Below are 17,746 nucleotides of genomic sequence, written 5' to 3'. Positions count from 1 at the left end.
CGGCCTTAACGTCACGGTGACGATGGCGCTGAGTGGACACGGAGTCACTCAGCGCGAACGCGCGGCGATCATCGCGAACGTGCGATAGCCCGGTCGACAAGCCCGGCGTAGATCGCGCCGAGCGAGCGGCCCGCGGCCTCGACGGCCATCGGGACGAGCGAGGTCTCGGTCAGCCCGGGCGACAGGTTCACTTCGAGGAAGTGCACCTGCCCGCTCGCGTCGACCACCGCGTCGGTGCGGGAGATGTCGCGCAGACCGAGGAGCTTGTGCGCGGTGATCGCGAGTTCGGCGACCGCGTCGGCGGCCTTCGGGTCGAGCCGGGCCGGGGTGTGGAAGTCGGTGAGCCCGGCGGTGTAGCGGGCGGTGTAGTCGTACACGCCGCTCTCCGGGACGATCTCGACCGCGGGCAGCGCTTCCGGTCCGTCCGGACCATCGATGACGGTGACCGCCACCTCGACCCCGTCGACGAACCGCTCGGCGAGCACCGCGTCGCTGTAGGCCAGGCACCCGACCATGGCGGTCGGCAACTCGGCCGCGTCGCGCACGACCTGGGCGCCCAATGCGGAGCCGCCCTTGTCCGGCTTGAGCATCAGCGGCAGCCCGAGCCTGCGCACCATCGACTCCAGCACCGGCGCGGCACCCAGCTCCCGGAAGGTGCTGTGCGGCAGCACGATCCAGTCCGGGGTGAGGACCCCGGCGCGAGCCAGTTCGGCCTTGGCCGTCGGCTTGTCCCATGCGCGCCTGCACGCGTCCGGGTCGGTGCCGACATAGGGGATCGACAGCAGGTCGAGGATCGTCTGGATGGACCCGTTCTCGCCTTCGCCGCCGTGCAGTGCCACGACCACCGCGTCGGGCCTGGTCTCCCGCAGCCGCCGCAGCAGGTTCGCGTCGGCGTCCCATTCCTCGACCGCGACCCCGACCGAGCGCAGAGCGGCGGACACCCGCCGACCGGACCGGATCGAGACGTCGCGCTCGTGTGACAGGCCACCGGCGAGAACGGCTACCCAGCGATCGGACACGAAAGACTCCTGACTACAAGATCGATGATCACGCGGTGTCGGGCGCGGGGGTCTGCGGCCCGGACAGGGAACGGCTCGTCGACGGGCCGAAGGTGTTGAGAAGGTCGATCTCGTCGGTCAGCACGCCCGCGAGCCTGCGCACGCCCTCGGAGATCCGCTCCGGCGGCGGATAGCAGAACGACAGGCGCATCTGCCTGCTGCCGAACCCGTCGGCGTAGAAGCCGGTGCCGGGCACGTACGCCACCCGGGCGGTGACCGCGCGCGGCTGCATGGCCTTGGTGTCGACACCTTCCGGCACGGTCAGCCAGACGAAGAACCCGCCGTCGGGCCTGGTCCACGTGCAGCCCGCTGGCATGTGCTGCTCCAGCCCGGCCAGCAGAGCGTCGCGGCGCTCGCGGTACATCGACTGGAACGACTTGATCTGGCCCTTCCAGTCGTGCGTGGCCAGGTAGCGGGAGACGATCATCTGGTTGAGCGTCGGGGCGCACAGCGCGGCTGACTCGGCGGCCAGCACCAGCTTCTCGCGCACCGCGTGCGGCGCCAGCGCCCAGCCGACCCGCAGGCCCGAGGCGAAGGTCTTGGAGAACGAGCCGAGATAGATGACGTTGTCGTGGTCCATCGACCGCAGCGCCGGGTAGATCTGGCCGTCGAAGCCCAGCAACCCGTACGGGTTGTCCTCGATGACCAGCACGTCGTACCGGGCGCAGATGTCGAGCACCTCGGCGCGGCGGGCCACGGCCAGCGTCACGCCCGCGGGGTTCTGGAAATTCGGGATCGTGTAGAGGAACTTGACCCGCCTGCCCGCCTTGGCCGCGGCTTCGAGCGCGGCGCGCAGGGCGGCGGGCACCAGGCCGTGCTCGTCCATGGCCACGTGCCGGACGTCGGCCTGGTAGGAGGCGAAGGTGCCCAGCGCGCCGACGTAGGACGGGCCCTCGGCCAGCACGATGTCGCCCGGGTCGCAGAAGATGCGGGTGACCAGGTCCAGCGCCATCTGCGAGCCGACGGTGACGACCAGGTCGTCGGGGTGGCCGGTGACGCCCTCCAGGGCCATCACCTCACAGATCTGCTCGCGCAGCTGCGGGACGCCGTGCGCCGAGCCGTACTGCAGCGCGGTGAGGCCCTCGTCGGTGATGATCGAGGCCACCTGCTCGGAGATGAAGTCCAAAGGCAGCGCGGCCAGGTTGGGCATGCCACCGGCCAGGGAGACGACCTCGGGCCTGCTGGCCACCGCGAACAGTGCGCGCACCTCGGATGCCGTCATCCCGGTCGCGCGCGCGGCGTAGCGCTGCAGGTGTGGATCGAGGCTGCGCGCACCTGGTCTCTCAGGTGGCTGTCCAGGCGTCATCGTCGCTCCGTTGCAGGTAGATCACATCGAGTGTAACCGGACAGGTGACTTAGCCCCCGATTATCGTCGCAACGGTTCCCGCGTAGGTCTACTCGTCCTATTCTGGGTTCGGTATCACCCCGTCCACCTGCGGACGGTAGGTCCGCGAGGCATGGGCATGGGTGCGGGAGGTTGGGTGTCGCGACGCGTAGTGGGCGTCACGTTGGACAACCTGGAGCACTTGCCGAAGCACTGTCGCGGCTGTGTGTACTGGGAACTAGCGCCGCACATGAAAGAGCAGGCCGAGGAGTTCGGGACGACCGAGCTGGAGAAAGAGGCCTGGGTCTCCAACGTCCTGCTTGAGTGGGGTTCCTGCGGGCGCGTCGTCTACAGCGACCGGCTGCCCGTCGGCTTCGTGCTCTATGCCCCGCCGAACGTCGTGCCGCGCGCGTCGGCCTTCCCGACCTCGCCGGTCAGCCCCGACGCCGTCGTGCTCACCGGTTTCCACGTCGTGCCGGAGTTCCGCTCGGGCGGCCTGGGGCGGATGCTGGTGCAATCCGTCGCCAAGGACCTGACCCGACGCGGGGTCAAGGCCATCGAGGCCTTCGGTGACGCCCAGCCCGACGAGGAGACGTCCTGCGTCGTGCCGGTCGAGTTCCTGACCAGCGTCGGCTTCAAGACCGTCCGCCCCCACCCGCGGTGGCCGCGGCTGCGCCTGGAGCTGCGCTCGGCCATCACGTGGAAGGAAGACGTCGAGGCCGCCCTGGAGCGACTGCTCGGCACCGTGTCGGTGAGCACCGCCAGCCCGGTGCTCCAGCGCTAGTGCTGTACTAGTTACTCAGCCTTGGCCAGTTCGTGGGCCAGCACGTCGGCGAAGGTGAAGCTGCCAGTGGGCTGATCGTTCTCGCCAAGCAGGTAGAGCCGCTTGACCGCGACGAGGATGCCCTCGGCGACGACGTCGCGGAAGCCGGGGTCCGTAAGTCGGGCCCGGTCGTCGTCGTTGGTCAGGTAGCCGATCTCGATGCGCACGGCCGGGCAGCGGGTCAGCCGCAGCATGTCCCACGTCTTCGGGTGCGCGCCGCAGTCCTTGAGGCCCGTGCGCATGACCAGCTCGCGCTGGATCAGCCCCGCCATCGCCTCGCCGAGGGTGGACGTGGAGCCGTTGCCGGTGCCGAAATGGAAGCTGGCGACGCCCTGGGCGTGCGGGGAGCCGTTGGAGTCGGAGTGCAGCGACAGGACCAGGTCGGCGCCCGCCTCGTTGGCGAAGTGCGCGCGCTCCTCGTCGGTGGGGCACTGGTCGGGGCCGCGGGAGAGCAGCGATTCCATGCCGGTGGCCACCATCCGGCCCTCCAGCCGGGTGGCCAGGTCCCACATCAGGTCCGACTCGTTGACCCCGCCGACCGACAGGCCGGTGTCGGCGCCGCCGTGGCCGGGGTCGATGACGATGCGCTTGCCGCGCAGCCGCGGACCGGCCTTGCGCACCCGCTCCTGCTCGCGCAGCAGCACCGGACGGCCGCCGCGGGCCCGCGGGGACAGCTGGCGCAGCGCGCGGACGGTCTCGGGGCCGCAGATGCCGTCGGCGGTGAGCCCGTAGTCGCGCTGGAAGTTGCGCAGCGCGGCCTCGGTCTGGGCGCCGAACACGCCGTTGGGCCTGCCCGCGTCGTAGCCGAGCTCCAGCAGGCGTTCCTGCAGGGTCAGCACGTCGTCGCCGGATATCGGGGCCGACACCATGAAGGCCAGCGGGCGACCGCCCAGCTGGTGGGTGGCGTCGCGCAGCGCGCGGTAGGTGGCCGGGCCGACGAGGCCGTCGGTGATCAGCCCCCGCTGCTGCTGGAAGGATCGGACGGCATGCTCGACGGCCTGGTCGAACAGGCCCGCATCCGTGATGCCGTCAGCCGGAGGAAGCAGGCTCAACGCGGTCAGCGTGGCCCGAATCTCGGCTACGGCAGGTCCCCCATCGCCGCGGCGGAGTACCCGCATGCACCCTCGCTCTCCGATAGGGCTCCGGTGCAGCCGGAGCGGATCCTGACAGCTCATCATTGTGCCCTGTCGGCCTGGCCACTTCACGGAAGGGGCGCGGGTGGGTTAGACGGAAAACGCCGAACCCGGGGCCCCGCGTCCATAACGAGACGCTTTGACCCCGGGTTCGGGTTGCCTCGACCACCCATTTCTCGGCGGGACACTCAGCCGAGGATGTCCTCCAGGTCCTTGAGGATGATGGCCTTGGGCTTCGCGCCCACGATCGTCTTCACCGGCTTGCCGTTCTGGAACACGACCATCGTCGGGACCGACATGATCTGGTAGTCGCGGGCGATGCCCGGATTCGCGTCGATGTCGAGCTTGGCGACGGTGATCTTCTCCGGGTGGTCGCGCGCGATCTCCTCGAGCACCGGGGCGACCATCTTGCACGGGCCGCACCAGGTCGCCCAGAAGTCGACGAGCACGGGCTTGTCGCTCATCAGCACGTCGTCGGCGAACGACTTGTCGGTCACTGTGACGGTGTTACCGGCCATGTTGTCTCCCTGCGGTGTTGGTTGGGTCAGCTTGTTGAGGCGTAGCCGCCGCCGACGAACTCGGACGCGATCTCGGCGTGGGCCTCGCCGTGCTCGGCGAGCCAGCGCTCGGCGTCGATGGCGGCCGCGCAGCCGGAGCCCGCGGCGGTGATGGCCTGGCGGTACTCGTGGTCGACGAGGTCGCCGGAGGCGAACACGCCGTCGAGGTTGGTGTAGGTGCTCTGGCCGTTGACCAGCACGTAGCCCGCGTCGTCGACGTCGATCTGGCCCTTGACCAGCGCGCTGCGCGGGTCGTGGCCGATGGCGACGAAGAAGCCGCTGACCGCCAGCTCCGACTCGTCACCGGTGATGGTGTCGCGGATCTTCAGGCCGGTCACGCTGGTCTCGCCGAGGACCTCCAGGACCTCGGTGTTGAGCTGCCAGCGGATCTTCTCGTTGGCCTTGGCCCGCTCCAGCATGATCTTCGACGCCCGGAACTCCTCGCGCCGGTGGATGATCGTCACCGACTTGGCGAAGCGGGTGAGGAAGGTGGCCTCCTCCATCGCCGAGTCGCCGCCGCCGAGCACGGCGATGTCCTGGTCGCGGAAGAAGAACCCGTCACAGGTGGCGCAGGCCGACACACCGCGGCCGAGCAGTTCCTGTTCGCCGGGCACGTTGAGGTAGCGAGCGGCGGCGCCCATCGCGAGTACGACGGCCTTGGCCGCGTAGCGGGTGCCGTTGGCCTCGACGAACTTGACCGGGCCTGCCAGGTCGACCGACTCGACGTCCTCGGGGCGCAGCTCGGCGCCGAAGCGCTCAGCCTGGGCGCGCATCTGCTCCATCAGATCCGGGCCCATGATGCCGTCGCGGAAGCCGGGGAAGTTCTCCACCTCGGTGGTCGTCATCAGCGCGCCACCGAACTGTGAGCCCTCGAAGACCAGCGGGTCGAGCTGTGCCCGCGCGGCGTAGACCGCGGCTGTGTATCCAGCGGGCCCCGAACCGATGATGATCAGGTTCCGGATCTGCTCCGCGTCCGCTGGCATCTGCCCTCCAAGACCTTCGCCGGACGTCTGCCCGTCCGGTCGCATTGATGTCAACGCGATCGTAGGGTGCGGATGTTCCGGCCTGGCCTGTGACATATGCGAAGGACATAGGTCGGAGGTGGCGGTCAGCGGCCGATCGGGTTGTCGAACAGCACGGTGCAGTCGGCCTGGACCACCAGCACGCGCAGCTTGGTCGCGCTGCCGGTGGTGAGCAGCGCCATGATGCCTTCGGTGCCGTCGAGGGTCACCGGGTGCACGCCGATGGTCTGCGCCTTCGCGCCATCGGGGCCTGCGGCCGCGATGCACTTGTCGAGCCCGGCCTGGTCCTTGAGCGGCCCGTACTCCTTGGAGTTGCCGATCTTGCCGACCGCGCCGCCGACGTCTGAACTGGTGACCGCGAGCGGCTTGGGCGCGTTGGTCGCTTCGCCCGGCTGGGCACTGGCGGTGGTGGTGGCGGGTGCGGCGACGCCGCCGGTGGTCGGTTGGCTTCCGGGGAGCACCGCGAACGTGACCGCCACCGCGGCGGCGGCCGCTGTGAGCAGCCCGGTGCCCCAGGCCAGCCTGCGCGAACGCTTGCGCCGGGCTTCGGCCAGGTCGACCACGGGGGCCACGGCCTGCTGGGGTGTGCTCTGGGGGCCGCCGAAGGCGCGGCGGGACTCCGCTTCGATGGCGGCGTCGAGCCGGGCGGCGAAGTCGGCGGGCATGGGCGGTGCCGGAGCGTCACGGAGCAGCTCTAGGTCGGCGCCGACCGAGTCGAGGGCGTCGATGACCGCGCGGGCACCAGGGTCGGCGTTGACCTGGGACCACAGGCGGGCGCTCTGGGCGGGTTCGAGGACGCCCGCGTGCAGGTCGGCCAACAGGTCGACCGACCACGGGTCCCCCGAGGCCCCGGTGCCCCGAAGCTCGTCCGTCATCGTCCCTCCAAGTGGCGCCGCGTCATCGGCACGTCTCGCCGTTCATAAGCGTCACCTGGGACGTTCGCATCTGCATCGGGGTTCCGCAGATGGCCGAGAACTTTCGCCAACTTGGCGCGACCCCGCGCACACCGGCTCTTGACGGTGCCCTCGGCGATGCCCAGGAGTTGGGCTGTCTCGGCGACCGAGTAGCCCTCGACGTCGACCAGCACGATCGGCACCCGTTGCTCGTCGGACAGTTCCGCGAGCGCGCGGCGGACCACCAGGGATGTTTCCCGGTCGGCCATCGCGTCGCGCGGAGTGACCGGTTCGCCCGGCCCGGCCTCGGGCAGCGGCACGGTGGGGCGGGCCTGGCGCCTACGGACCCGGTCCAGGCAGGCGTTGACCACGATGCGGTGCAGCCAGGTCGTCACCTGGGACTCGGCGCGGAAGGACCCGGCGGCGCGGAAGGCGGAGATGAAGGCTTCCTGCAGCGCGTCGGCGGCCTCCTCCGGGTCCCGCAGCGTGCGCAGCGCGACGGCCCAGAGTCTGTCCCGGTGCCGGTGGACTAGCTCGGAGAAGGCGCGCGGATCCCCAGCGGCATGGGCCGCGATGAGGTCAGCGTCCGAACTGGCGGCTGCGGTCACGCTAGACAGCCTAACGGGCCGTCGCCGACGGCTCTCGATCCGCTCCGACCTGCGGTTTCACCGGGCGCGGACGAACGCGATCTCGGTCAGTTCCGACACGTTGCCCTCGCCGAGGGTGGTGATCCAGATCAACAGGTGCTGGGTCGGTTCCGACTTGGCGAGCTGGATCTTGGTCTGGCCCGCCTTGAGCGGTTCGGACTTGCCGATCACCTTGGTCTCATCGAGGCTGCCAGGCCGGTCCGACGGCGCGGTGCGGATCTCGATGACCGTGCCGTCGCTGGGCGAGTCGACGACCACCTCGGCGAACATCACCGGTTCGGCGAAGGAGGCCATGATCCCCACGCCCGGCTTGAGGGAGGGGAACTGCTCCTTGTAGATGTCGGTCTTCCACGCGGTCTTCTGGTCGCCGTCGACGGCGCGGTTGGCCCGCTTGGCGTTGTCCGGGGTGCCCTTGCCGGGCAGGTTGAACACGCGGACCCCGGCCGACTGGATCGGGTCGCCCGCCTGCGGTGGCGGTGGGCCGCCGCTGCCCCCGCCGGGCGCGGTGGCGACCACGGTCGGCCCGCCGACGCCCGGCGCGGTGTCGCCGAAGAAGCTGATCAGCTGCATGCCGACCCACGCGAGCACGCCGACGGTGGCCACGGCCAGGGCGGTGACGCCGATGGCGAGCTTGCGCCGCTGCGCCCGGTCGTTGCTGGGCCTGCGGGTGGTCCAGACGGTGCCGTCGTCGTCGTAGTCGTCGGTGATCGCCTGGAACTGCTGGGTCTCCTCCTCGAACGCCTTGAAGCGGTCGAGCACGCGGATCAGGCCCGCGCTGGTCTGGATGCCGCCCATGGCGTCGCCGGACAGGCAGCGCAGCGCCGCGGCGGAGAGCTCGTGCGGGATGTGCGGGAACAGTGCCCGCGGCGCCACCACGCTGCCGTCGGGGTTGACCGGCGCCGACAGCACTCCTGCGGGCCCGCCGGGCAGCGGCCAGCGGTTGGTGAGCAGCAGGTAGAGCACCGCGCCGAGGCCGCGCACGTCGTCCTGCAGCGTCGCCTCGGCCGACGGGCCGGGGAAGGACAGGCGCAGCGCGCCGTCGGTCGTGACCCGGATGCGCTGCGGGTGGTCGACGCCGAGGACCAGGCCAGTGTGGTGGGCCAATTCGCTGGCCGAGGCCAGCGGGCCGAGCAGCCGCGCGGCCACCTCGGCGGGCAGGGGACGTTCGGCGACCAGGTCGACCAGGTCGGTGCCGGGGGTCCAGTCGGCGACGATGATGCCGATCAGCCCCTCGCCCGCGCCGATGCCGCTGCCCTGGCCGAGCACGTCGAGCACCCGGGCCTTGCCGGGGTGGGTGAGCGCGGCGGCGTGCGCGGCGCGTTCGAGGGTGCGGCGGGCCGCGGCGCAGGCCTGGGCGTCCCCAGGGTCGCCGACCAGCAGCGTGAGGGCGACGTCGCGGCGCAGCTGACCGTCCTGGGCCCGCCACAGGTGGGCGTTGGTCCGGCCGTCGACGCCGAACTGGGCGGTGAGCCGGTAGCGGCCGTCGCCGACGACGCCGCCGGGCACCAGGAAGCCGGGGTCGGGCCGCGCGCCCGCAGCCGCTTCCCCACCCGTCAGGTACTCGGTTCGCCTCGTGGTCACCCTGATCTCCGCAGTCCGGTCGTCGCCGAGAGTACGGGAAACCGTCCGACCAACGGTGGCGGTTGGGGCATGTCCTGCGGATCACGGCGGGCGCTATCCGCGCCCGCTTGGCCCCTGGGCGCACCGCGGGAACGGCCACGGACAACCAGTACGCGACCGTCCCCGCGGCACGCCCAGGAACCAAACGGATCACGGATCCCACCCACCATGATCCACAGGACACGCCCTAGTTCACCCTCGGCGTACGAGTCGGGCGATCCGGGTGGTCGCGGGCTTGAGTTCGGGGACCCGCATGGCGACCAGCGCGCCCACCGTCACCAGGCCCGCCACCAGGCCTTGGACGATGAGCACGAGCCACGCGCGGCCCATCGACGCGATGGGTCCGGGCAGCAGCAACCGGGCGATCAGCCAGGCGGCCAGAATTCCCGCCACACCCGCCGCGACGCTCTTGGCGATCACCGCGATCACCTTCTTGCTGTGCAGGTTGCCCAGCCGCACCCACAGCCACATCTGGCCGAGCACCGCGCCGACGACGAAGGTCAGCGAGTTGACGAGCATCACGCCGACGACCACCTGCGCGGGTGAGACGAGCGCGCCGCACATGTAGAGCAGCGGGATCTTCACCGCGGTCATCACGATCATGATCAGCGTCGGGGTGCGCGCGTCCTTCATCGCGTAGAACACCCGCAGTTGGAGCATGACCAGCGCGTAGGGCAGCAGGCCGAAGGCGGAGAACGCGAGCGCGGTCCCCAGCCGCTGCGCGTCGTCCAACTGGGTCTCGCCCGCGAAGAAGAGTCCGACGCCGATCGCCACGCCGCAGACGGTGAGCACCGCGCTGATCGGGATCAGCATGACCGCGGAGAGCCTGCTGCCGGTGGACAGGTCGTCGACCAGCTTGGGGATGTCGTTGTCGGCCGCGGCGCGGCTCATCCTAGGCAGGATCGCGGTGAGCAGCGAGACGCCGATGACGCCGTAGGGCAGCTGGAACAGCAGCCAGGCGTTGCTGTAGATGCTGACGCCGCCCTCGTCGCCTGCGGTGAGGACCCGCTGGGTGATCACCATGCCGACCTGGCTGATCAGCACGTAGCCCAGGATCCAGAGCGCGAGCCCGCCGAACTCGCGCAGCCGCGCGTCGAAGCCCCAGGTCCACTGGAAGCGGAAGCCGATCCGCTTGAGCGCGGGGAACAGGATGAAGGCCTGCACGACGATGCCCAGGGTGACGCCGATGCCCAGGACCAGCAGCTTCGCGTCGCCCATGCGGACCGGGTCGAGGGAGATCTTGCCGGGCACGATCGCGTAGACGACCAGGGTCACCATCACGACCAGGTTGTTGACCACCGGCGCCCACGCCGTCGGGCCGAAGACCTGGCGGGCCTGCAGGATCGCCGAGAGCAGCGCGAACAGGCCGTAGAAGAGGATCTCGGGCAGCAGCAGGTAGGCGAAGGCGGTGGCCAGCTCCGGGTTGGCCTTGCCGGTCGAGTCGTCGATGTAGATCCCGGTGAACACCGGGGCCAGCGCGACCGCGATGGCGGTGGCCACCGCCAGCCCCACCATGCCGACGGTGAGCAGGCGGTTGGTGTAGGTCTGGCCGCCGTCCGGGTCGTCGTGCGAGCGCACCAGCAGCGGCACGACGATGCTGGCCAACACCCCGCCGAGCAGCAGCTCGAAGATGATGTTGGGCAATGTGTTGGCGATGGTGAACGAGTCCTGCACGACGTTGATGCCGACGATCCAGCCGAGCATGAGCTTCCAGCCGAAGCCGGTGATCCGGCTGACCATCGTGGCGATCGCCATCGATCCGGTCGCCCTGGCCAGCGACGGCACCGCCCGCTTCTGTGCGCCCTGCTCCACCGTCGCCCTCGTTCCGTCCAGACTCTAGAGTTCGTCCGCCGCTGCCGCCGCCCGCCGCGAGCGGATTCTGCGGACCACGCGCAAGCCCACCAACAGCACCAACGCGCCCGCCGCGATGCCGGTGACCGCCAGGGTGATGCTGCCGTAAGAGGTGGAGTTGAGCTTCACCCGGGAGGTCTGGCCCAGGACGGTGCCGCTCTCGGTGGTCAGCCAGACGTCGACGGTGAAGCGGCCCGCCCTGGTGACCTCGACGGGTATGTAGTGGCTGCTCGGGTGCCGGGCCGGGATCCGCACGTAGATCGTCTGCTGCGGGCGCAGGCCGGGGGTGTCGCCGACGTTGATCTTGGCCCGGACGGTGACCGGCAGGCCGTTGGTGACGAACACCGGGATCGGGCTCTCCGACGAGGCCAGCGCCAGCGGGATGCCGGGGTCGCTGATCGTGACCCGTGCGAGCAGGCTGGTGAGCTGGTTGTCGACCGCGCCGACCGCGGCCGAGGCGCGGGCCGGGGTGTCGCGCCAAGCCGTCGACGTGGCGCGGAGCAGGCCGTTGGTGATCGGGGTGAGCAGGACGGCCGGGTCGAGTCCGACGGTGTCGTCCTCGCTGAACACGTTCTTGATCAGCTCGCGCTGGACGGTGTTGATCCGCGCCACCTCGGCGGTGACCGGGGCGGGGATCTCCTCGGCGCTGTCCTGCGGCGAGTAGTCCAGGCCACCCGCTGCGCCCAGGGTGGTGCCACCGACCAGGTCGGTCAGGCTCAGCGGCTTGGCGTGGCCGGAGGCGTAGAGCGCTTGCAGGGTCTGCAGGAAGACCCGCAGGTCGGCGACCGAGACCCCCCACCGGCGCGGCGGGGCGATCAGCACGGTCTTGGCCGGGTTCGCCTGGAAGACGCCGCGGAAGACGAGCGTGGCCAACCCGTTCTGCACCGACGCGGTGCGCACCCCGGACTCGACGGCGACCCGCGGCGCGAGCGACGACTCGACCAGCGGGTCGTAGCCGACGGCGCGCAGCGCGTCGGACCCGAGGCTGTAGGGCGCCGATCCGGTGGCCCGCACCAGCCTGCTCGTGTCAGCCAGCACGGTGGTGCGTCTGGCGTTGGCCAGGTCGGTCAGCGTGCGCTGGTCAAGGGTGCCGCGCTCGGGCCAGACCACGCCGGGCAGCGGCTTGACCCCGAGGGTCTGTTCGAGCGTCGAGGCCGCCGACATCGCCACGGTCTGCAGGTCGACGGTGTCGGAGCGGGACAGGGCGACCAGGTCGGCGTCGGCGAAGGGCATCGCGATGACGCACCGGCCCTTGACCAGCTCGCGCAGCCGCGACAGCCACAGCTTGGCCACTTCCTGGCCGGTGCCCGCGCCGACGGAGCCGTCCGGGCCGCGCACCTGGTAGCCGTCGGACATCGCCTTGACGGTGGCGATCAGGTCGGGGTCGATGGCGAAGCAGAGCGACTGCAGCACGCTGGAGTCGGCGGAGGCGGCGGTGCCGAGCAGACCGAGGAGTCTGCCCCGCGACAGCGACTCGGCCAGGCCGTCCTCGGCGAAGATCGGCTGCCCGCCGTCGATGGGGATGTCGATCTGCCGGGGCTGGTCGTCGATCAGCGGCCACAGCAGGCCGATGCTCGACGGGTCGGCGGGCGGGGCGACCGGGGTGCCGCCGGGAACGGACAGCACCGGCAGCAGGGCGCTGAGCGCGCCGATGCGTTCGGTGGTGCCGTAGTCGGGGACGCCGTTGAAGTTCACCGCGACCGGGTACACACCGGGGCTGTCGATCTTGAGTACGCCCAGCGGCACGGTCAGGGTGAAGCCGGTCGTCTCGCCGGAGCGCAGGTCGGCGGCGACGTCCTGGAAGGTGGGCGTGGTGGCCGACGGCTTGGTGACCGCGGTGGTCTGCTGCGGCTGGTCGAGCGCGCCGCGTAGGGCGGTCTCGGTGGTCAGAGGGTCGCCGCGCTGTAGCCGGACGGTGATGCGGTCGATCCGGCGGTCACCCGTATTGGTGATCTTTCCGGAGACGGTGATCGTCTGGGTGGTCGTCTCGACCACTCTCGGCGTGAGCTGGTCGAGGTCGATTCGGATGCGCCCGGAGGCTTGAGCCGACGCGGACCCTGGTGGCGCACCGAGCACGACCAGCACCGCGGCGAGCGTCGCCAGTCCCGCGCGACGCAATCGAGTGATCAAGGGAAGCTCTCCAGCCATCGGGTCAGCCTCGGCCGACTTCGTCTCGTTCGACCGGACCGGGTGAGAGTGGATGCTCGGAGAGTAGTTGCCTGGCTTTGCGGACCAGACGGCGCTCGTCGGCATAGGCGAGCCTGGTCTCCAACTCGTCGATCCCCACCCAGGCCACCTCGGTGACTTCGACGTCCTCGTCGGAGAGCTCGTAGGTGTGGGCGACCAGCAGGAAATGGTGCACGGTCTTGTGGACGCGCTTGGCGCCGTCGGCGATGAACCAGTAGTCGATGGTGCCGAGCGGGCGGATCACCTCGCCGTCGATCCCGGTCTCCTCGGCGATCTCGCGCACCGCGGTCTGCTCGGGGGTCTCACCCGCCTCGATGTGGCCCTTGGGCAGTGACCACAGGAGCCTGCCGCGGCGGTCGAGCCTGCCGATCAGGGCGACCCGGTCGGTGCCCGGGTCGATCACCAGCCCGCCCGCCGAGGTCTCGTCGACGGTGGTGAGCTTCGGTCCGCGGCGCCGGAACCGGCGCCCGGACCGGGCGCCTCGTGACCTGCCGGAGGACGGGGGCATGCTCGCGATGGTAATGCGATTCGCGAATCCGGGACGGGCCTCGGCTCGGGCCTGTGGATAAACCAGATACGCTCGTCCATCGTGTCCAAAACGTCGGCCGCCCAGAATGTGGTGGTGGAACTCCTGCGGGTGTCCCCCATCGCGGATGATCTCGCCGCCCGCTTCACCCGGGCGGGCCACCAGCTCTACCTCGTCGGCGGCCCGGTCCGCGACGCGATGCTGGGCAGGCTCGGCAACGACCTCGACTTCACCACCGACGCGCGGCCAGAGCAGATCATGAAGCTGGTCACCGGCTGGGCCGACGCGATCTGGGACACCGGCATCGCCTTCGGCACCGTTGGCGCGGCCAAGTCCGGCACCCAGTGCGAGATCACCACATTCCGGTCCGACGCCTACGACCGCGTCACCCGCAATCCCGAGGTGCGGTTCGGCGACTCGATCGAGGCCGACCTGGTGCGGCGCGACTTCACGGTCAACGCGATGGCCATCGACCTGGCGACCAAGCGGTTCATCGACCCGCACGACGGGATGAGCGCGCTGGCCGCGCGCGTGCTCGACACCCCGGCCACCCCGCAGGAGTCCTTCGCCGACGACCCGCTGCGGATGATGCGGGCGGCGCGGTTCGTCAGCCAGCTCGGCTTCACCTGCGCGCCTCGCGTGCACGATGCCCTGCGCTCGATGAGCGGCGAGATCGCCAGGATCACCCCGGAGCGGGTGCAGGCCGAGCTGTCCAAGCTGGTGTGCGGCGCGTTCCCGCGCGAGGGGGTCAAGCTGCTCGTCGACAGCGGGCTGGCCGCCCACATGCTGCCCGAGCTGCCCGCGATGAAGCTGGAGATCGACGAGCACCACCAGCACAAGGACGTCTACGAGCACTCGCTGGTCGTGCTGGACCAGGCGATCGAGCTGGAGGAGCCGGGCACCCCGCCCGATCTCGTGCTGCGCCTGGCCGCCCTGTTGCACGACATCGGCAAGCCGGACACCCGGCGGCACATCGAAGGTGGCGGCGTGAGCTTCCACCATCACGAGGTGGTCGGCGCCAAGATGGTCCGCAAACGCTTGCGGTCCCTGCGGTACTCCAAGGAGATCACCGAGGACGTCGCCAAGCTGGTGTTCCTGCACCTGCGGTTCCACGGCTACGGCACCGGCGAGTGGACCGACTCGGCGGTGCGCCGCTACGTCACCGACGCGGGCGACCTGCTCCCCCGGCTGCACAAACTCGTGCGCGCCGACTGCACCACCCGCAACCGGCGCAAGGCCAACGCGCTGCAGCGCACCTACGACGGGCTTGAGGACCGCATCTCCCGCATCGCCGCCGAGGAGGACCTGGCCAGGGTCCGGCCCGACCTCGACGGCAACGAGATCATGCGGCTGCTCGGCCTGCCGCCGGGTCCGCTGGTCGGCCAGGCGTGGAAGTTCCTCAAGGAGTTGCGGCTCGACCGCGGCCCGCTGGAGCCAGACGACGCCGTGGCCGCGCTGCGCGAGTGGGCGGCCGAGCGGGGCCTAGCCGCGCCGGGTAACTGCGACGAAGCCGACAAGGCCGACCAGGTAACAGATCCCGGCGGCGAGGACCAGGCCGGGTGAGACCCCGTCCGGGGCCACGACCAGGGCCGCGAGGCTGATCGAGATGACCTGGGTCACGTTGAACAAGGTGTCGTAGAGGGCGAACACGCGCCCGCGCACCTCGTCGCCGATGTCGCGCTGGACCGCGGCGTCGACACACAGCTTGACCAGCTGGCCCGCGAACGAGGTCAGCAGCACGGCGCCGAGCGTGGTGATCATCGCCATCGGCAGGCCGAGCCCGATCATCGACACGCTGCCCAGTGCCAGCGCCGAAACCACCGAGCGGCGCCGCCCGAAGCGGGCCACGATCCGCGGCGTGGTCAGCCCGGCGATCAGGATGCCCAGCCCGCCCATGCCCGCGACCTCGCCCAGCCCGCTCATCCCGGCGTCGAGCTTGAACCGGATGAGCAGCACCGTCAGCAGCAGGGCGATGCCGAACGCGGCGCGGTGGGCCAGCAGGCCGACGAACCCGGCGAGCACGCTGGGCGTGCGGATGGCGGCCCGGCCGCCGTCGAACAGGCCGCGGGCGATGGCGACGATGGTCTGCGGCGGCTCGTCGACCTCGTCGGGACCGAGCGCGCCTTTGGTGAAGCGAGCGGCGAACACGGCGGCCACGATCGAGCCCACGACCGCGACGGCGGTGGTCATCCCGGACCCGAGATCGTCGTCGCCGACGAGCGCGCGCAGGCCGACCGCGCAGCCCGCGCCGAGGACCGCGATCACCGCGCCCAGGGTGGTGGCCAGCGCGTTGGCCTCGACCAGGTTGCGGGTGGGGACCACGTGCGGCAGCGACGCCGACAGCCCGGACCCGACGAACCGGCTGATCCCGATCACCACCAGAGCCAGGGTGAACAGCGTCGTCCCGCTGGCCCCGCCCATCACCGTGACGGCCGTGACCAGGATGAGCAGGCCGCGCAGGAGGTTCGCCGTCACCAGCACCCGGCGGCGGTCCCAGCGGTCGAGCAGGGCGCCCGCGAACGGGCCGATCAGCGAGTACGGCAGCAGCAGCGCGGTGAACCCGGCGGCGATGGCCATCGGGTCGGCTTCGCGCTCGGGGTTGAACAGGACCGCGCCCGCGAGCCCGGCCTGGAACAGCCCGTCGCCCCACTGCGCGGCGAAGCGGCTGTAGAGCAGCCCGCGGAAGCCGGAGATGGCGAGCAGCTTGCGTAGACCGACGCGGACGTGGTGCGCCTCATGGTCGGTCGAGCGGTTGTCACTCGCGAGGTCCCTCACGGGTGCTGAGCCTACGACCACACCACTAGCCGCCGAGCGCCGAATGGGCGGCCCCGTGAGGGACCGCCCATCCGCAGGCACCGGGTCGCCTCACGGCGGGTCGCGCGACGTGGCTCCAGCCGGGCGGTATTCCACGAAGGCGTTTCTAGTTGAGCCCGGGGGACACGCGGTGCCGACTCCATCTTCAACGACATACCCCTGGAATGAGTTCCCCCCATCCGGGTGAGTCCGTCCGGCCCGTCGGTGGGCCCGGTCCGGGCCCGCCATCCCCCCGGATGGGATCATGGCCGAGTGTCGTCCGACGCCTCCGTCGAGCCAGGGACGCTGCTGGTCGCAGCTCCCAGCCTGCTCGACGCCAATTTCCGCCGCACGGTGGTCTACATCATCGACCACCGGGGTGAGGGCACGCTCGGCGTCGTCCTCAACCGCCCCAGCGACGTCCCGGTCGACGACGTGCTGCCGACCTGGGGCCCGCACGTCTCCGAGCCGAGTTCGGTGTTCGTCGGCGGGCCGGTCGAGCAGAAGACGGCGCTGTGTCTCGCGGCGATGCGCACCGGCGAGATCGCCGACGGCGTGTCCGGCCTGATCGGCGTGCGCGGCCCGGTCGCGCTGGTCGACCTCGACGCCGATCCGGACGTGCTGGTACCCAAGTTCCGCGGCATGCGGGTCTTCGCGGGCTACGCGGGCTGGGACGTCGGCCAGCTCGCCGGGGAGATCGACCGCGGCGACTGGATCGTGGTGCCCGCCCTGCCCAACGACGTGCTCGCGCCCGCACAGGAAGACCTGTGGGGCCGCGTCCTGCGCCGCCAGGGCATGCCGCTCGCCCTGCTCGCGACGCATCCCGGCGACGTTAAGGGGAACTAGCCCAAAGCTAGGCCTTGCTGAGTACGCCGCAGCCGCCCGCACCGCACTGGCAGCCCGCGCAGCCCGCCGGGAGTTCCGGGGCAGGCTCCGGGACAGCGGTCGCGGCCCGGTGACCGAGCACGCCCGCGCCAAGGGTGATGGCGAGCAGCCCCACTGTTGCGATCAGCGCGACCATCAGCGCGCCCGATCCGGAGGGCATGGCCAGACCCGCGACGCCGCCGAGCACACCGACAACACCGGCGACCATTGTCGGCAGGCCCGCGACCTTGTTGCCGAGGCGGAAGGACTCGTCGCTGCGGAGCGTCGCCGGGGTGCGGACGCCGCCGAAGCGGTTGCGCGGAAGTCGCTCGGTGAGACCGAGGAATCCGACGGCCAGCAGGGGCAGGCCTGCGACGAGGGGCAGCAGCGACACGAGGTTCACCCCACCGATGGTAGGAGGTGTCGCAGGTCGCACCCATACCCGGTC

The 17,746-nt window shown here is 70.8% G+C and carries 16 protein-coding genes; 3 read left to right on the top strand and 13 right to left on the bottom strand.

Features of this window, described 5'->3' with window-relative positions; all coding sequences use genetic code 11:
- Positions 1-68: 68 nt before the first annotated feature.
- Both BN1701_RS26530 and BN1701_RS26525 read right to left on the bottom strand, forming a co-directional pair.
- Positions 69-1,019 carry a D-alanine--D-alanine ligase gene (locus BN1701_RS26530; protein WP_054053277.1) on the bottom strand — a complete coding sequence of 317 codons (951 nt, stop codon included), beginning with the start codon at positions 1,017-1,019 and terminating at the stop codon, positions 69-71.
- A gap of 28 nt (positions 1,020-1,047) precedes the next feature.
- Positions 1,048-2,364: a PLP-dependent aminotransferase family protein gene (locus BN1701_RS26525; RefSeq protein WP_054053275.1), complete on the bottom strand. Its 1,317-nt coding sequence runs from the start codon at positions 2,362-2,364 to the stop codon at positions 1,048-1,050.
- 175 nt (positions 2,365-2,539) lie between these two features.
- Between BN1701_RS26525 and BN1701_RS26520 the strand changes: the two genes are divergently transcribed.
- Positions 2,540-3,166, top strand: a complete 627-nt coding sequence (locus BN1701_RS26520; RefSeq protein ID WP_157368235.1) for a GNAT family N-acetyltransferase — start codon at positions 2,540-2,542, stop codon at positions 3,164-3,166.
- An 11-nt stretch (positions 3,167-3,177) separates the two neighbouring features.
- Here BN1701_RS26520 and BN1701_RS26515 read toward each other — a convergent pair whose 3' ends face one another.
- The 9 genes from BN1701_RS26515 to BN1701_RS26475 form a co-directional block, all read right to left on the bottom strand.
- Positions 3,178-4,323: an N-acetylmuramoyl-L-alanine amidase gene (locus tag BN1701_RS26515; RefSeq protein WP_054053271.1), complete on the bottom strand. Its 1,146-nt coding sequence runs from the start codon at positions 4,321-4,323 to the stop codon at positions 3,178-3,180.
- A gap of 203 nt (positions 4,324-4,526) precedes the next feature.
- The gene (trxA, locus tag BN1701_RS26510; RefSeq protein ID WP_054053268.1) at positions 4,527-4,856 is read right to left on the bottom strand and encodes a thioredoxin; all 330 of its coding nucleotides are present in this window, start codon (positions 4,854-4,856) and stop codon (positions 4,527-4,529) included.
- A 26-nt stretch (positions 4,857-4,882) separates the two neighbouring features.
- Entirely contained in the window at positions 4,883-5,878 is a 996-nt protein-coding gene (gene trxB / locus BN1701_RS26505; protein WP_054053266.1) for a thioredoxin-disulfide reductase, read from the bottom strand.
- 125 nt (positions 5,879-6,003) lie between these two features.
- Positions 6,004-6,792: a hypothetical protein gene (locus BN1701_RS26500; RefSeq protein ID WP_054053264.1), complete on the bottom strand. Its 789-nt coding sequence runs from the start codon at positions 6,790-6,792 to the stop codon at positions 6,004-6,006.
- Positions 6,789-7,418 carry an RNA polymerase sigma factor SigM gene (gene sigM, locus BN1701_RS26495; RefSeq protein ID WP_054053262.1) on the bottom strand — a complete coding sequence of 210 codons (630 nt, stop codon included), beginning with the start codon at positions 7,416-7,418 and terminating at the stop codon, positions 6,789-6,791. Before sigM ends, BN1701_RS26500 begins: the two co-directional genes overlap by 4 nt.
- A gap of 57 nt (positions 7,419-7,475) precedes the next feature.
- Positions 7,476-9,038 (bottom strand): protein kinase family protein, encoded by a 1,563-nt coding sequence (locus BN1701_RS26490; protein ID WP_369800622.1) that lies wholly within the window; start codon positions 9,036-9,038, stop codon positions 7,476-7,478.
- Positions 9,039-9,269: 231 nt separating this feature from the next.
- Positions 9,270-10,832, bottom strand: a complete 1,563-nt coding sequence (gene murJ, locus BN1701_RS26485; RefSeq protein WP_082860427.1) for a murein biosynthesis integral membrane protein MurJ — start codon at positions 10,830-10,832, stop codon at positions 9,270-9,272.
- Positions 10,833-10,913: 81 nt separating this feature from the next.
- Positions 10,914-13,076 carry a DUF6049 family protein gene (locus BN1701_RS26480; RefSeq protein ID WP_067520898.1) on the bottom strand — a complete coding sequence of 721 codons (2,163 nt, stop codon included), beginning with the start codon at positions 13,074-13,076 and terminating at the stop codon, positions 10,914-10,916.
- 4 nt (positions 13,077-13,080) lie between these two features.
- Complete coding sequence (locus BN1701_RS26475; RefSeq protein ID WP_054053256.1) at positions 13,081-13,623, bottom strand: NUDIX hydrolase; 543 nt, start codon at positions 13,621-13,623, stop codon at positions 13,081-13,083.
- Between the two features lie 81 nt (positions 13,624-13,704).
- Here BN1701_RS26475 and BN1701_RS26470 point away from each other — a divergent pair, with 81 nt between their 5' ends.
- Positions 13,705-15,204: a CCA tRNA nucleotidyltransferase gene (locus BN1701_RS26470; RefSeq protein WP_231949711.1), complete on the top strand. Its 1,500-nt coding sequence runs from the start codon at positions 13,705-13,707 to the stop codon at positions 15,202-15,204.
- Here BN1701_RS26470 and BN1701_RS26465 read toward each other — a convergent pair.
- On the bottom strand, positions 15,124-16,416 hold the full coding sequence (locus BN1701_RS26465; protein ID WP_082860066.1) for an MFS transporter: 1,293 nt from the start codon (positions 16,414-16,416) through the stop codon (positions 15,124-15,126). The two genes, BN1701_RS26470 and BN1701_RS26465, sit on opposite strands and share 81 nt — an antisense overlap.
- 243 nt (positions 16,417-16,659) lie before the next feature.
- On the opposite strand from BN1701_RS26465, the gene BN1701_RS26460 reads away from it, so the two are divergent.
- On the top strand, positions 16,660-17,280 hold the full coding sequence (locus BN1701_RS26460) for a YqgE/AlgH family protein (protein ID WP_255364686.1): 621 nt from the start codon (positions 16,660-16,662) through the stop codon (positions 17,278-17,280).
- Positions 17,281-17,287: 7 nt separating this feature from the next.
- Here the strand turns inward: BN1701_RS26460 and BN1701_RS26455 are convergent, their stop codons facing one another.
- Entirely contained in the window at positions 17,288-17,701 is a 414-nt protein-coding gene (locus BN1701_RS26455; RefSeq protein ID WP_054053250.1) for an SdpI family protein, read from the bottom strand.
- Positions 17,702-17,746: the final 45 nt, after the last annotated feature.

It is taken from the genome of Alloactinosynnema sp. L-07 (genome assembly GCF_900070365.1).
Taxonomy (GTDB): domain Bacteria; phylum Actinomycetota; class Actinomycetes; order Mycobacteriales; family Pseudonocardiaceae; genus Actinokineospora.
This window is presented reverse-complemented; position numbering and strand designations above follow the sequence as displayed.